This is a genomic window from Arthrobacter sp. KUASC02, from assembly GCF_059739395.1.
This window is the reverse complement of sequence record NZ_AP046053.1, coordinates 4,819,131-4,833,704: the sequence shown is the minus strand read 5'-3', so window position 1 is coordinate 4,833,704 and position 14,574 is coordinate 4,819,131. Positions and strand designations below refer to the sequence as shown.

The window sequence follows — 14,574 nt, the reverse complement described above, 5'->3', positions numbered from 1 at the left end:
GGGACTTCTGCCGCGGGGTCCGCTCACGTTCGGGCGGGAAGCCGAGCGGAAGATCGTTGGATTCCGAAGGCTCGTAAACCTGGGCGGGAATCGCCTGGTCGTCGCCGAGTGTGTCATTGAGCGGCCGGAGCCGGCCGCTGGGCGAATCGTCAAGGAACGCAGCGCCCGTCAGCGCGTAGGGGGCGGCCTGCGCCGTCCGCTCCGCGGCCGTGTTGTTGGCGTCCGTCGGGTCCTCGCCCGCCGCCGCGTCCGGCACGGAGACGCCGTTGCGTGCCGCCCGGAGGGCCCGCTGGAACGCGGCCGCGTCCTGGAAACGGTCGGCCCGGTTCTTTTGGAGGGCCTTGACCAGCACGCTGTCCAGGGCCTCTGATACCTCGGGGTTGAGGCTGCTGGCCAGTCCCGGAATCTCACGGACGTGCTGGTAGGCGACGGAAACGGGACTGTCCCCAACAAAGGGGGGCCGCCCCGTCAGCATTTCATACAGCAGGCAGGCCGCGGAGTACAGGTCGCTGCGGGCGTCCACGGTTTCGCCGCGGGCCTGTTCCGGTGACAGGTACTGGGCGGTCCCCACTACAGCCTGGGTCTGGGTCATGGTGGCGGACGAATCAGCCATGGCCCGGGCAATCCCGAAATCCATGACCTTGATGGTGTCCGAGTCTTCGCAGAACATCACATTCGCGGGCTTGATATCCCGGTGGACGATTCCTGCGCGGTGGCTGTACTCGAGGGCCGAGAGCACGCCCAGGGTGAAGTCGATGGCATGGTCAATGCTGACTTCCTTCGCGCGGATCAGATCCCTCAGGGTCTTCCCGGACACGAATTCCATCACGATGTATGGCACGCGGACGGTGTCCTCGGGGCCGCCCGGCACCGCGTGGTCACCGGTGTCGTAAATGGCAACAATCGAAGGATGGTTCAAGGCTGCCACGGCCTGGGCTTCGCGCTTGAACCGTGCCTGGAACTGCGGATCCCGGGCAAGATCCGGGCGCAGCAGCTTGATGGCCACTGTCCTGCCGAGCCGCGTATCAACGCCGCGGTGGACGTCTGCCATGCCGCCGCGGCCAATCAGCTCACCGAGTTCGTACCGTCCGTTGAGGACGCGCTGGGTATTCACTGGAAGGCTGTCCTCTCTGTGCGACGGGAGGCGGGGTGAGTCCGGCACTGTGCGCCTTAGTTCGACGTCGACGTGGTGGGGGTGGGCAGGAGTTCCTGGGCGAGGTGGTACGTCACGACGGACCCGGCGGGCACCTTGCTGCCGGCGCCCGGTTCCGAACTGACGAAGGTCCCGGCCTTCTGACCTGCGCTGCCGGGAACATCTGCACCCTTGACCCAACGCAGACCGGCGTCCTCGATGGCCTTCTGTGTTTGCGACTCGGAACTGCCTACGCCGATCGCGGGCACAGAGGACTCCGGGGCCGGTTCCTGGCCCTTGGAATAGGTGACGGTGATGGTCTCGCCGGGGGCCACCGGACCGGACGGTTCGATGTTGGTGACCGTTCCCTCCGGCTTGTCGCTGAACACCGGGTCACCCTTGACGGTGAGCCCCATGCCCACGAGCTGGCTGCGGACGGTGTTGTACGGCTGGCCCAGGTAGGCATCCGGGATCAGGTTGATGGTTTCCGGAGTGGACTGCGTGGGCGTCGGGCTCGCGCTCGAGGCTGTGGGGCTGGCCGAGGTTGACGTCGGCGAAGCGCTGCGGCTGGTGGGCTTGGCGCTGGTCGAGGTGGAAGAAGATTCGGCCGGGCCGGACGGGGAGAAGATGCCGGCCTGCGTGAGCATGACACCTATCAGCGCGAACAGGACGAGCACGATGAGGGCGATGAGCGGCCACGTCCACGGGCTGCGGCCCTTGCGCTGCGGTTCGTCCACCGGTTCGTCGTAGCGGTCCTGCTCCTCTTCCTGGTCCCAGCTGCGCTGCGCGGCCAGGGCGTCGGCGCGTGACAGCGTGCTGTGCGGACCCGTGGCTGCGGCAGCTGCCGCTCCTGCCGCGAGCCCGGCTGCAGCGCCGGCGCCGGCGGCGCCAACCACCGGAAGTGCGGAAGTCGTCGTCGTCGATTTGTCCTTTTCAGGGGATTCGATGACGCCGGTTGCGGCGGTGGGGATATCAACCGGCGCGGTGATCGGCCCCGTGGCCGCCTCGAAGAGCAGCATTCCGGGGACGGCGGCGTGCGCAGCGGCGATGTCACCGTTACGGATGGCTTCCGCTGCCTCGGACAGCTTGATGGCGTTGGCCGGGCGGTTCTTGGGGTCCTTGGCGAGCATGGACATCAGGAGGGCCCGTACCGGCGTCGGCAGGGTTTCGGGAAGGGGCGGCGGGGCGTCGTTCACCTGGGCAAGCGCGATGGCGATCTGCGATTCACCGGAGAACGGACGGTGTCCCGTGAGGCACTCGTAGCCGATGACGCCGAGGGAGTAGATGTCCGAGGCGCCCGTGGCCGTCTGGCCGGTGGCCTGTTCCGGTGCGAGGTACTGGGCGGTGCCCATGACCTGTCCGGTCTGGGTCAGCGGGACCTGGTCCGCCAGCCGGGCGATGCCGAAGTCGGTCACCTTGACGCGGCCGTCCGGGGTGATCAGCAGGTTGCCGGGCTTGATGTCGCGGTGCACCAGGCCCTGTGAGTGGGCCACGGACAGGGCGCGGGCAGTCTGGGCGATCATGGACAGCGTACGGTCCGGGGACAGCACCTGTTCGCGCTCGATGATGCTGCTCAGCGGATGGCCCGGCACCAGCTCCATCACGAGGTAGGCCGAGCCCTCTTCTTCGCCGTAGTCAAAGACATTGGCGATGCCGACGTGATTCAGCAGCGCCGTGTGGCGCGCCTCGGCACGGAAGCGCTGGAGGAACCCGGGATCGCCCGTGTACTCCTCTTTGAGCACCTTGATGGCGACAATCCTGCCAAGGATAAGATCCTTGGCTTTCCAGACTTCTCCCATCCCGCCAATCGCAATACGCGTGGTCAGCTGGAATCTCCCGCCGAGGGTGATTCCCGATGTAGGCCTCACTTATTCAACACCGCCTCAAAAATCTTCTTCGCGTTCGGACTGGTTAGCTGTGCGCCGGTAGTGATGTCCACGCCCTGCATGACGATGGTCACCGACACCTGCGGGTCGTTGGCCGGGGCGAACCCCGTGAACCATGAGTTGTTCAAGCCGTCGGTTCCCAGCTCGGCAGTACCGGTCTTGCCGGCCACCTGGACGCCGGGAACGGCGGCCCCGCGGCCGATGCCTTCACTGACCACGCTGGTCATCCACTCGGTAATCTGCCGCGAAATCTCGGGGCTGGTGGACGTCCGGAGGACTTCGGGCTTCGGTTCGCTGATGATGCGCAGGTCCGGTGACCGCACGGTCTTGATCAGGTTCGGCTGCATCTGGACACCGCCGTTGGCGATGGCCGAGGTCATCAGCGCGATCTGCAGCGGCGTGGCCCGAACATCGCGCTGGCCGATGGCGGACTGTGCGAGCCCGGCCGGGTCCAGCTGCTCCGCCGGGAAGGCCTTCTTGGCGTAGTCCAGCTTCAGCTGGTCGCCGAGGTCCTCGCCGAAGCCGAACTTGGCGGCCTGATCGGCGATGGCTTCCTGGCCCAGGTCCCGGGCGATGTCTGCGAACGGAGTGTTGCACGACTGCTGCAGGGCGAAGGCGAAACTCGCGGTGTTCTGGGTGTAGCAGTTGCCGCCGGCGTAGTTCGGCAGCTTGTACTGGATGCCGGGGAAGCTCATCTCGGCGGGGTTGGGCAGGACGCTGTCCTTGTTGTACTTGCCCGAGCTGAGCGCCGCCGCCGTGTCGACGAGCTTGAAGACAGAACCCGGAGCGAGGAGCGCGCCGGTGGGGCCGCTGACGTTCTGGTTCAGGTTGATGCCAGGGATTTTGTTCAGCTCGTTGTAGTTCGCCGCCTCGGCATCAGCGTCCTGCGTTGCGATCAGGTTCGGGTCGTACGAAGGTTTGGACACCATGGCCAGGATGTTGCCCGTCTTCGGGTCCGTCACCACAATGGAGCCCCGCTGGCCGTCCGGAATGGAGTCGTAGGCAAGCTTCTGGAGCGCCGGATCAATGGTGAGTTCAACCGAGGCGCCCTTGGGCTGGTTGCCGAGGAACAACTGGCCGATGCGGTCCAGGAAGAGCTGGTCGGAGCTGCCGGCCAGCTGCTCGTTCAGCGCGCTTTCCAGCCCGGTGACACCGTAGTTCTTGGAGAAATATCCCGTGATGCCGGCATACAGTTCGGGCTCCGTGTAGGTCCGCTGGAATTTGCAGCTTTCCGATGCCGCGACGGACTGCGCGATGGGCTTTCCGCCGACGATGATGGCGCCGCGGTCGTTGCAGTAGTTCTGCAGGATTGCACGCTTGTTCCAGGGGTTTGCCTGGAGTTCATCGGCACCCACCACCTGGACATAGCTGAGGGCGCCGAAGATCAGCGCGAACATGGCTACCGCGGCGATCCATGAATTCCGAATTGCGTGGTTCACAGTTGTTTCACCGCTTCAGTTGGCGCGTCGGGATGGGCGGAGGAAGGCTGACGGCCCGGCTGCTTGGCCGGCCGCGGCGGGGAAGACGGAGCAGGCTTCTTTTCACCAGGCTCCGCGCCGTGCGGCATGGGCGTGGTGTCCACCGGACCGCGGGCGGTGTGCGAAATCATCAGGAGCAGGCCAACGATGATCCAGTTCGCCAGCAGCGAGGACCCGCCCGCGGCCAGGAACGGCGTGGTGAGCCCGGTCAGCGGGATCAGGCGCGTGACGCCGCCGATCACCACGAAACACTGCAGGGCGATGGCGAAGGACAGCCCGCAGGCCAGCAACTTCCCGAAAGCATCCCGGGTGCCCAGTGCTGCACGGAAACCCCGCGTGAACAGGAGCAGGTACATCAGCACGATGGCGAACAGGCCGATCAGGCCGAGTTCCTCGCCGAAGGAGGCGATGATCATGTCACTGTTGGCAAACGGCACCAGGTTCGGCCGCCCCTGGCCAAGGCCGGTTCCCACGAGGCCGCCGTTGGCCATGCCGAACAGGCCTTCCACAATCTGGAAGCTCCCGCCGAACTGCCGCCCGTACACCTCGTCAGTAAAGGCGTTCAGCCAGCCATCGATGCGGAGGCCCACGTGGGAGAACACCTTGGACGCCACATATCCGCCGCCCAGGATCAGTGCTACACCGATCACAACCCAGCTGATCCGGCTCGTGGCCACGTAGATCATCACAATGAACAGGCCGAAGAACAGCACAGAGGAACCGAGGTCCCGCTGGAAGATCAGCACTCCGATGCTCACCAGCCAGGCGGTGATCATCGGGCCCATGTCCTTGACCCGGGGGAACTGCAACGGGCCTAGTTTGCGGCCCGCGAGGAGAATCAGGTCCCGGTTGGAGGAAAGATACCCGGCGAAGAATATGGCAAGCGTGATCTTGGCAATTTCGCCCGGCTGGAAGGTCATGGGGCCCAGCTTTATCCAGACACGGGCACCGAGGATTTCACCGGCCGAAATGCCCGGGATCAGCGGCAGGATCAGCAGGATGGCGCTCACTGCCAGAGAAATGAAAGTAAACCGGCGCAGGATCCGGTGGTCCTTAAGGAACCAGATGACGGCGATGGCAACGGCCATGGCAATCAAGGTCCAGCGGAGCTGGTTGTTGCCAGTATCGTCCCCCGGGGCATCCAGTCGGTGGATCATCGCCAGCCCCAGGCCGTTCAAGGCAACCACCAGGGGAAGTATTACCGGGTCAGCATATTTTGCCCTGATACGCAGCACCACGTGGAAGACGAGCGCAGCCGCGGCGAGCAGGCTGGACTGGAACCAGAAGTCCGAGTCAAAGGCTTTATCCTGGTCCACGCCCACCAGGGCGTTGGCGCCGATGCCCACGGCAAGGGCCAGGATCAGAAGTGCCAGTTCGGTATTTCGTCGTGGCTTGGGGGTGGCCTCAATCTGCGTCATTTGGCCTCCTCACAAGTGTTGGCGGACGGACTTGGCGTGGCGGATGGCTTGGCGGTTCCGGGCGGTGCCGCGGTGCCGCTTGGTGCAGGCGCGGCGCCCGATGCAGACGGGGAAGCGGTTGACGGCGTGGCCGTCGGGCTGGCGCATTCGTCCGCCGGCGATGTTGTGCCGGTCAGATCGAGGTTCTTGACGATCCGCTGTGCGTCGTAGAGGTCGCGTGCCGGGACGGTCTGGCGGACCCGCTGCTGCGAGAATTCCGGAAGGTCGGACATGCGGATGTCCGTCACCGTCTCCAGCGTGGAGAGCTGGATGGGTCCCAACCGCTGTGACACGCCGTTGAAGATGGCAACCCGCTGGTCGTATTCGCCGATGTAATAGCGCGTTTGAGTCCAGGCATACCCGAGCCACAAACCGACGCTCAGGATGACCAGGAGTGCGGCGGCCGTGGCGATGGTGACCCAGCGGCGCGGCTTGGCGGCCGGCTTGTATTCGTCGGTTTCCTCGCGGCCCTGATCCGACTTGTGGGTGAGGACTGTGGCTGCGCGGCGTGCGACAGTCCGGCCGGCGATGGTTGGAATCGACCCGGATTCGGCGGCGGCAGCGGCTGCTCCGACAAGTTCATGCGGACGCGTGGAAAGTTCCTCGCGGAGGACGGCGGCCGACAGGTGCTCGCCCAAATGCGGGTCCGTGGTGGTGGTGGGTTCGCCAGTCTTGGAGGGGTTCTTCGGGCCGGCGCCGTCTTTGCCGGCTTCCCCGGCGTCCGCTCCGGGTGCGGCCGGTTTGTCCCCGGAGGCCGCAGCGGCATCCGCACCCGGGGTGGCATCCGCCCCGGCGGCGGCAGCCGGGACGGCCCCGGCGGCCTCTCCGGCGGGCGTGGGCTTTGTGTCCTCCGGGGATGCTGCCGGCGTCCCGGCCAGGGCGGCGGGTTTTGCCGCATCGGTGCTGCCGGCAGGTGGCTGAACGATTTCTACAGCGGCCGTGCGGACGTCGTCGGGCGTCTGTTCGGCGATTTCGAGCATGACCACCGTGACGTTGTCCGGGGCGCCGGCCTCAAGGGTCAGGTCCACAAGGGTTTCGACGCATTCGCGCAGATCCTTGGTTTCGCGGACGGTCCGTTCCACGACGTGTCCCGCCACGTAGTTCAGGCCGTCGGAGCAGAGCAGCCATCGTTCGCCGGGTTCAACGTCGAGGGTTGCGAGGTCGAGTTCGGGGCTGGCGTCAACATCGCCCAGGACCCGCATCAGGACGTTCTTATGCGGATGGGTTTCCGCTTCCTCGGGGCGCAGCCGGCCTTCGTCGATTAGCCGCTGGACAAAGGTGTGGTCGACGCTGATCTGCTTGAACTCGCCGTTGCGCAGTCGGTAGGCGCGGGAGTCGCCGATATGGGCGAAGTGCAGTTTTCCTTCGGCGAGGAGGAGGGCCGTAACGGTGGTTCCCATGCCGGCAAGCTTCGGATTGATGTGCACGAGTTCAGACAGGAGGGAATTGGCGGTCTGGATCTCGTCCGCCAGCACGGTCCCGGCGTCGCCGTCGTAATGACCATGGTCCAGGTGCAGCATGTCCAGGACGGTGGCCGCGGAGGCCACGTCACCCCCGGCGTGTCCGCCCATGCCGTCCGCCACGATCGCCAGGTGCCGGCCGACATAGGCGGAGTCATCATTTTTGGCGCGGATGCGTCCCACGTCCGAGCGGGCGGCGTAGCGCATGATGAGCGGCCGCGTCGGGGCGGGGCCCTTGTCGGCGGGAGTTTCCGGGACGGCCACGGCTATGGCCTCAATTCGATGACCGTCTTGCCGATTCTCACGGGGACACCGAGCTCCACCGGGAGCGCTCGGGTGAGCTGCTGATTGGCCAGGTATGTGCCGTTGGTCGAGCCTAGATCCTCGATGAACCAACGGCTGCCCTGCGGGAACAGCCGGGCGTGCCGGCCCGAAGCGTAATCATCTTCAAGGACCAGCGTGGCCTCCTGTGCACGGCCCAGGAGGATGGGGCTATCTGCCAGTGGAATGGTGTGGCCTTTGAGCGGACCTTCCGTGACAACCAGCTGGCGGGCCTGCTGCTTCGCGGGAGGCGGTGCTGTTTCTGCCAGTTCAGGGTGCTTGCGTACCTGGCGGGCGGTGGGAGCACCCATCGCCGCCTTCCTGCCGATCATCAGGTCCCGTCGCATGGCAGACACGATGCTGAAGATGAGGACCCACAGCAACAGGAGGAATCCGAAGCGCAGGGCCGTAATGGTCAGTTCGCTCACGGGCGGCCACCGGAGTCGGCGGGCAAAAGGCGGAAGATGATTTTGGTCCGTCCCATCGTGATGGTGGAGCCGTCAGTAAGGTCGACGCTGCCGACAACCTTGTGTCCGTTGACGTAGCTGCCATTGGTGGATCCCAGGTCTACGGCTTCTGTGGTGCCGTTTGTGGTGCGTATTTCGAGGTGGCGCCGTGAAACTCCGGTGTCGTCCACCAGGATGTCAGCCTCCGATGACCTGCCTAGGACGATGGAGGCTGCATTGAGCGAATAGCGCTGGCCGTCGATGTCCAGGACCGGCTGAAGGCGGACGGGCTGGCGGCTCGGCGCGGCGGGCACGTTGTTCCGCGGCATCGGCGGGGCTGCGGCGGAACCGGAGGCATTTTCTGTTTTCGAATCGATCTCGAAGTCACCGGCGCGTATTTCCTCGTCGCGGCGGAAGGAAATGCGGACCGAGCCGCGGAGCGTGTAGCCCTGGCTTCTGACGTGGTTGATTACTACGTCGCAGAGTTCCTCGGCCAGGGGAGTGCCCCACTCCTGCGCCCGCTTGAAGTCATCCTCGCTGAGGCGGACGTCAAAAACGTTCGGGGCAAGTGTTCGTCCGGCGGCGACGGTGATGGCTTTGTGGTCAACTTCCCGGCGGAGCCGGCTTGCGATTTCCACAGGCTCAACCTGGGCCTTCGAACCGGTGGAGAAGACACCGCGGACGGCCTTTTCGATGCCGCGCTCGACTTTGTCCAGCATTCCCATGGCACCTCTCCTCTCCCTACGGCTGCGGGGCAGCACACGATTCGGAACTCAGTTCACAACATTGCCGGGAGTGCGCCGGGGACGGGCACTCCTACATCTGATACTACTGGCCGGGGCTGTGAATGACCTTAATGCACAACGCCGGGGCGCGGAGATTAGTTCACGGGCGGCTGAGTCGGCCAGGGTCTTCCGGCGTCTCCGCACTGGCGGATCCACGCGCCTGAGCGGCGGGATTATTCCGGCCTGCAGGGTGCCCGGAAGGCCGATTGGTGTTTTGCCGTGGTTGTCCGTTATGCTTGATCTCGCTGCTTTTACGAGGTTGGCAGTCCGGATAACGGGCTTCCTTTCCAGTGAAAGAAGTTGCGCGCGAGTGGCGGAACGGCAGACGCGCTGGCTTCAGGTGCCAGTGTCCGAAAGGGCGTGGGGGTTCAAATCCCCCCTCGCGCACGCAAATGGAAAAGCCCCGGTCTTAGGACCGGGGCTTTTCCGCTTTAACCACACGCTCCGAGGGTTATAGGACCACGCTCCGACCTCATTTCCCCGCCGCGCGACGTCGATCGCGCCAGCCCCCATCTAACTGACAGTTAACTTCGCTGAAACGGCTCAAGCAGATTCCTGAAACAACCGTTCCATAGTGTCGGTGCCAGACGGCCCCCGGGGGCCGCTTTCACACGTGACCGCCTCCCGATTTGGAGTAGAAGAATGACGGCTTTCAGTTCGGACAAAGGACCGCTGCGCCCATCGCGGCGGATGGTGCTGGCAGGATTTTCGTCGGCCGCCCTGGTGGCGCTGACCGGCTGCGCAGCCGAATCCGGCGCGACGGCTCCGGCCGCTTCAGGTACGGCTTCCGGGGCGGCCGCCGAGTTCGGCACGCTTGAGGTCCAGCTTTCGTGGCTGAAGAACGCGGAATTCGCCGGTGAGTATTTTGCCGACAGCAAGGGCTACTACAAGGACGCGGGCTTTAGCGCAGTCAACCTGATTGCCGGCGGCCCGGGAGGGGCATCGGCGGAGACCATGGTCCTGTCCGGCAAAGCCCTGGTGGGCACCTCCTCGCCGGTGGGCGTTGCGCCGGTGGTCCTCAACGAGGGTGCGCCGCTGAAGATCATCGGCTCCACCTACCAGAAGAACCCGTTCACCATCGTGTCGCTGGCGGCCAACTCCATCACCGCCCCGGAAGACCTCATCGGCAAGAAGATCGGCGTCCAGGCAGGCGTCAACGAAACGTTGTTCGATGCCCTGCTGGAGGTCAACAAGATCGACGCGTCAAAGGTCACCAAAGTACCGGTGCAGTACGACCCGCAGCCGCTGCTGAACGGCGACGTCGAGGGCTTCTTCGCGTACCTGACCAATGAGGTGCTCACGCTTGAGCTGGGCGGGCACAAGACGGCGGTCCTGCCGTTCGCGGACAACGGCCTGCCTTTCATTGCCGAAAGCTTCGTGGTTACCGAGGAATCCATCAAGGACAAGAGGCCGGAGCTGAAGGCGTTCCTTGTGGCCACCATCAAGGGCTGGAAGGATGCCCTGGCCGATCCGGCGGAATCGGCGCGGCTTGCCGTTGAGGTCTACGGCAAGGAACTGGGCCTGACCATGGCCAAGGAGAAGGGCCAGGCGGAAGCCCAGAACACCAAGCTCATTGCCACGCCGGAGACGGACAGCAACGGCCTCTTCACTGTGTCCAAGGAGCTGATGGACAAGAACATCGAGATCCTCAAGCTCGCCGGCTACGACACCACCGCGGACGCGATCTTCGACCTGAGCCTCCTCGACGAGGTCTATGCCGAAAACCCCGACCTTAAGTAGGACGCATGACTGAAGTGAGCACGGACGCCGTCGCCGGAGGACTGCTCTCCGGGACGGGCATATCGCTCAGCGGCCTGGGCAAGAGTTTCCGGATGGGCCGGAAGAGCGTGGTGGCACTGGAGGACGCCAACCTGATGACGTCCAAGGGAACGTTCCTCTCCCTGCTGGGACCCTCCGGATGCGGCAAGTCCACCATCCTGAGGATTCTTGCCGGCCTGGAAACCCCCACCACCGGACAAGTGACGGTGGACGGTCACACGCCGGCCGAGCTGCGGACGCGGCATGAACTGGGGATCGCCTTCCAGGATCCGGCTTTGCTGCCCTGGCGGAGCGTGGTGTCCAACATCCGGCTGCCTTTCGAGGTGGCCGGGCTCCCCGTTGACCACGCAATGGTGGATGACCTGGTGGAGTTGATCGGTCTGAAGGGCTTCGAAAAGGCAAAGCCGGGCCAGCTGTCCGGAGGCATGCGGCAGCGGGTGTCCATCGCCCGTGCCCTCGCGCTCAAGCCGTCGGTGCTGCTGCTTGATGAGCCTTTCGGTGCACTGGACGACATGACCCGCCAGCGGCTGAACCTTGAGCTGCTCCGGATCTGGACGGAGAAGCCCGCCACGACCCTGATGGTCACCCACGGCATCGCCGAGGCCATGTTCCTCTCCGACGTGGTGGCTGTGATGAGCGCCCGGCCGGGCCGGATCAAGGAGATCATCACCGTGGACCTGCCCCGTCCCAGGACTCCGGAGATGATGCGCACGCCGGAGTTCCACGCGCTGTGTGACCGTGCGTCCGAGCTCCTGTTCGGCGACGCCGGCGCGCCCCTTGAGGAAGTGGAGTCACCGTGACACGGCCCTTTCTGTTAAGTGCGAGGCTGTTAAATACGACGGCGGCCCGGCCGCTGCCGCCGTGGGCCGCGGCCGCGATCGGCGTGTCAGCCACGGTTGCGCTCTGGTGGCTGGCCGCCGCAACGGTGCTTTCCGGGGTGGGCGCCAGTGCGGACGGTTCCGGCGGTGCCGTGCCGACGCCGCCGGAAGTCCTGGGGCAACTGGCGCGCGACGGCGTCGGGTTTTACTGGCCCAACCTGGCGGTGACAACGGCCGAAGCGTCCGCGGGGTATCTGTGGGGGAACGCCGCTGCACTGCTGCTGTCCGCGAGCGTCCTGGTGCTTCCGTCCCTGGAACGGCTGGTCACCCAGCTGGCGGTGATCAGCTATTGCCTGCCCATCGTGGCCATCGGGCCGCTGGCCTTCATCGTCATCGGCTCGCCCGCACGCGGGGAATCGTCCGGCACGGCCGTCCTCTTGGCGGGCATCTCGGTTTTCTTCACCACCGTGGTGGGCGCGCTGGCGGCGCTGAAGAGCGCGGACCGGGCCAGCCTGGACCTCGTGGCGGTCTACGGCGGGGGACGGCTGATGCAGTTGGTGAAAGTCCAGCTCATCTCCGCATTGCCTGGGATCCTGAACGCGTTGAAGATCGCCGTCCCGGCCGCCGTCCTGGGCGCCGTGCTGGGCGAATACGTGGGCGGCGTGGACCGGGGCATCGGACCTGCCCTCGTCAACGCGCAACAAAACCTCGAGATCGCCAGGGCCTGGGGTGTCGCCCTGGTGGCGGGACTGCTTGCCGGGGCCGGCTATGGAGCCTTCGCGCTGCTGGCGCGGTTCGTGGCTCCGTGGTCCTCCGGGCGCCAGGCGGCATCATGAATGCCGGCCGTATGAAGACGGGTCCGGCGGCCGGCCTGGCCGCACTGAAAGGTGCGGGCCGCGCGGGCGTGGGCCTGCTGGTTTCCCTGGCCGTGGTGCTGCTGCTGTGGGTGGCGCTGCTCAAGATCTTCAACATCTCGCCTTTTGTCGGCAAGGGCCCGCTGGACGTGGTCAACTTCCTGTTCGCTGTGCCGGCCGCGGAAACCAACCGTCAAGCTGTCCTGCAGAACCTCGGCCAGACCATGGTGGACGCGTTCCTCGGGTTCACCGCGGGAATGGTGGGCGCCGTGGTGATTGCCGGTGTGTTCGTCCTGTTCCGCGGTGTGGAGAACGCCCTGATGCCGGTGGCCATGCTGCTGCGCTCCGTTCCGCTCGTGGCGCTGGCGCCCATCATCATCCTGGTCTTCGGCCGGCAGGAACCGGCGGTCGCAGCGATCGGCGGAATCGTGGTGCTGTTCCCCGCCCTGGTCACCCTTGTGTTCGGGCTGCGCTCGGCGTCCCCGGCCATGCTCGAAGTCATCGACGTCTATGGCGGATCACGCTGGACCGCCCTGCTGAAAGTGGCCCTGCCGTCGTCCCTGCCGGCCTTCTTCACCGCCGTGAAAGTCTCCATTCCCGGGGCTATCACCGGCGCGCTGCTGGCGGAGTGGCTCGCCACGGGGAAGGGGATCGGCTACGCCATCATCTCTGCCGTGTCCCGGGCAAGGAACAACGAGGTGTGGGCGTCGGTGGTGGTGATCACCCTGGTGTCGATCATCCTCTACACCGTGGTGGCGCTGCTCGAGGAGGCCATGCTGCGGCGGTCCGGGAGGTTGCCGTCGGCGTCCGGGTGACCCGCCGTCGTCGTCCGTTCCTTGAGGAAGTACACCAGGCCGGCGGCGAGGGTGGATGCCGCCGCCAGGGCGAACAGTCCCGGCACCACGCTTCCGGTCTGTTCCTTGATGATGCCGAAACCGAACGGCGCCACGAAGCCGCCCAGGTTGCCGAGCGAGTTGATGATGGCGATGGCCGGTGCCAGGACCAGGGGATGCAGGCCCGACTGGGGAATGGTCCAGAACAGCGGGGACGCGCTTTTGAAACCCATCGCGGCGACGGCCAGGAACACCAGGGCCAGGACCGGAGTGGCGACGGCCGCCGCGAACGTTCCCACGGCGGCCACGAGCAGGGCAACCACCAGCAGCGGGCGCTTGGAGGTGGCCTTGTCCTGCCACTTGGCCGCGAAGTACATGGCGACGACGGCGCACACCCAGGGAATGGCGGACAGGAAACCGACGCTCAGGTCCGTGGTGCCGGGGATCTGCTTGACGATGCTGGGCAGCCAGAAGGTGTTGGCGTAGATGGACAGCTGGACCGAGAAGTAGATGCCGCACAGCAGGAGGATCTGCGGGTTCAGCAGCATCTTCCAGCGGTTGATTTTGGTGTCCTGGCTGCTGGTGTGCTGGGCATCCTCGCTGGCGATGGCGCTGATGAGTGCAGCCTTTTCCTTGAGGGTCAGCCATTTGGCGTCCTCGATCCTGGCGTCCAGGAGGAAGTAGACGGTGATGCCAACGACCACTGAGAGCAGTCCTTCGAAACCGAAGAGCCACTGCCAGCCGCGGAATCCCAGGGCGCCCTGGAGGCTGAGCAGCATTCCGGCGATGGGCCCCGACAGGGCGGCGGCAACCGAGGAACCGGCGATGAAAATGGCGGTGGCCTTGCCCCGCTGGCCGGCCGGTACCCAGCGGGCGAAGTAGAAGATGACGGCGGGGAAGAATCCCGCCTCGGCCGCTCCCAGCAGGAAGCGCAGCACATAGAACATCATTTCGTTCTGCACGAAAGCCATCAGGAAGGAAACGATGCCCCAGCTGACCATGATCCTGGTCAGCCAGACCCTGGCACCGAATTTCTCCATCATCACGTTGCTGGGCAGTTCAAAGATCGCGTAGGCGATGAAGAACAGCCCTGCCCCGAAACCGTAGGCTGCGGCGCCGATGCCGACATCCGCTTCCAGGTGCTCGTGGGCGTAGCCGATGTTCGAACGGTTCAGCTGGTTGCAGACGAGCATGACCAGCATGATGGGCAGGACGCGCCGGAAGAACTTCTTGGTGGCAGACGCCAGATCCGTGACAGCGATGTCGACAGACTGCATGGGAAAAATCCTCTGAATCGATGAAAAAGCATGCGCTGCGGGGGACCG

12 protein-coding genes and 1 tRNA gene are annotated in these 14,574 nt (G+C 65.3%); 5 read left to right on the top strand and 8 right to left on the bottom strand.

Annotated elements, in window-relative coordinates:
• The 7 genes from AC6JAC_RS22310 to AC6JAC_RS22280 form a co-directional block, all read right to left on the bottom strand.
• Positions 1 to 1,114: protein kinase domain-containing protein (locus AC6JAC_RS22310; protein WP_497966726.1), on the bottom strand; the 1,114-nt coding region annotated here is incomplete at its 3' end.
• A gap of 56 nt (positions 1,115 to 1,170) precedes the next feature.
• Entirely contained in the window at positions 1,171 to 3,000 is a 1,830-nt protein-coding gene (locus tag AC6JAC_RS22305) for a protein kinase domain-containing protein (protein ID WP_497966724.1), read from the bottom strand.
• A complete protein-coding gene (locus AC6JAC_RS22300; RefSeq protein ID WP_028272343.1) occupies positions 2,997 to 4,457 on the bottom strand; it encodes a peptidoglycan D,D-transpeptidase FtsI family protein in 1,461 nt (486 codons plus the stop codon). The genes AC6JAC_RS22305 and AC6JAC_RS22300 overlap by 4 nt, the downstream gene beginning before the upstream one ends.
• A complete protein-coding gene (locus AC6JAC_RS22295) occupies positions 4,454 to 5,914 on the bottom strand; it encodes an FtsW/RodA/SpoVE family cell cycle protein (RefSeq protein WP_497966722.1) in 1,461 nt (486 codons plus the stop codon). Before AC6JAC_RS22295 ends, AC6JAC_RS22300 begins: the two co-directional genes overlap by 4 nt.
• A complete protein-coding gene (locus tag AC6JAC_RS22290; RefSeq protein ID WP_497966720.1) occupies positions 5,911 to 7,677 on the bottom strand; it encodes a PP2C family protein-serine/threonine phosphatase in 1,767 nt (588 codons plus the stop codon). Before AC6JAC_RS22290 ends, AC6JAC_RS22295 begins: the two co-directional genes overlap by 4 nt.
• Positions 7,678 to 7,679: 2 nt before the next feature.
• The gene (locus AC6JAC_RS22285) at positions 7,680 to 8,162 is read right to left on the bottom strand and encodes an FHA domain-containing protein FhaB/FipA (RefSeq protein ID WP_011689896.1); all 483 of its coding nucleotides are present in this window, start codon (positions 8,160 to 8,162) and stop codon (positions 7,680 to 7,682) included.
• Positions 8,159 to 8,905: an FHA domain-containing protein gene (locus tag AC6JAC_RS22280; RefSeq protein ID WP_028272346.1), complete on the bottom strand. Its 747-nt coding sequence runs from the start codon at positions 8,903 to 8,905 to the stop codon at positions 8,159 to 8,161. The genes AC6JAC_RS22285 and AC6JAC_RS22280 overlap by 4 nt, the downstream gene beginning before the upstream one ends.
• A 364-nt stretch (positions 8,906 to 9,269) precedes the next feature.
• Here AC6JAC_RS22280 and AC6JAC_RS22275 point away from each other — a divergent pair.
• The 5 genes from AC6JAC_RS22275 to AC6JAC_RS22255 all read left to right on the top strand — a co-directional run bounded on the left by AC6JAC_RS22275 (position 9,270) and on the right by AC6JAC_RS22255 (position 13,231).
• Positions 9,270 to 9,352, top strand: a tRNA-Leu gene (locus AC6JAC_RS22275).
• 255 nt (positions 9,353 to 9,607) lie between these two features.
• Complete coding sequence (locus AC6JAC_RS22270) at positions 9,608 to 10,705, top strand: ABC transporter substrate-binding protein (RefSeq protein WP_028272347.1); 1,098 nt, start codon at positions 9,608 to 9,610, stop codon at positions 10,703 to 10,705.
• 5 nt (positions 10,706 to 10,710) lie between these two features.
• Positions 10,711 to 11,544 (top strand): ABC transporter ATP-binding protein, encoded by an 834-nt coding sequence (locus AC6JAC_RS22265; RefSeq protein ID WP_497966717.1) that lies wholly within the window; start codon positions 10,711 to 10,713, stop codon positions 11,542 to 11,544.
• The gene (locus AC6JAC_RS22260; RefSeq protein ID WP_497966715.1) at positions 11,541 to 12,398 is read left to right on the top strand and encodes an ABC transporter permease; all 858 of its coding nucleotides are present in this window, start codon (positions 11,541 to 11,543) and stop codon (positions 12,396 to 12,398) included. The genes AC6JAC_RS22265 and AC6JAC_RS22260 overlap by 4 nt, the downstream gene beginning before the upstream one ends.
• Complete coding sequence (locus tag AC6JAC_RS22255; RefSeq protein ID WP_347896872.1) at positions 12,395 to 13,231, top strand: ABC transporter permease; 837 nt, start codon at positions 12,395 to 12,397, stop codon at positions 13,229 to 13,231. The genes AC6JAC_RS22260 and AC6JAC_RS22255 overlap by 4 nt, the downstream gene beginning before the upstream one ends.
• Here the strand turns inward: AC6JAC_RS22255 and AC6JAC_RS22250 are convergent.
• Complete coding sequence (locus AC6JAC_RS22250; protein WP_028272351.1) at positions 13,159 to 14,526, bottom strand: MFS transporter; 1,368 nt, start codon at positions 14,524 to 14,526, stop codon at positions 13,159 to 13,161. The genes AC6JAC_RS22255 and AC6JAC_RS22250 overlap by 73 nt on opposite strands.
• Positions 14,527 to 14,574: the final 48 nt, after the last annotated feature.